General features: G+C 56.5%; 1 protein-coding gene. It reads right to left on the bottom strand.

Annotated elements, in window-relative coordinates; all coding sequences use genetic code 11:
• Nucleotides 1–338 (bottom strand): hypothetical protein (locus HX773_RS25850; protein WP_218168371.1); only part of this gene is annotated, 338 nt, incomplete at its 3' end.
• Nucleotides 339–382: the final 44 nt, after the last annotated feature.

Raw genomic sequence — 382 nt, 5'->3', positions numbered from 1 at the left:
AGGGCCAGGATGGTGGTGAGCACCAGGACCAGGCCGAAGCCCAGGCCCAGTTTCAGGTTGACGCTGATATTTCCAAACCAGCTATTCATTGAATTCCTCCAGGAACGTTGTCTTGCTTGCTCGTCGGGTGGCTGGAAGGTGTTGTTTTTGGTGCCAGCTGAATTTGTTCGTAGGGGCTGTATCGGCGGTGGGGCCGATAGCTGAAAGGTTTTTCTCGTGAGCTGATGTTTCACGAAGTGTAGTGCGCGGGTGACGGATCGCCGTTGCGGCCAGATCCAGGGCTCGCGGGAGTGTTTTACCCGCAGCAGGCCGGACCGCGGGCTTAAGGAATTTTTCACATTCCTTTCACCAGAGGGCGACTTCAGCGGACCTAGTCTCTGCG

This window comes from Pantoea sp. B9002, from assembly GCF_013385945.1.
Classification (GTDB): domain Bacteria; phylum Pseudomonadota; class Gammaproteobacteria; order Enterobacterales; family Enterobacteriaceae; genus Pantoea.
Note: the sequence above shows the minus strand (reverse complement) of the source record. Positions and strands in the feature narration are given on the sequence as shown.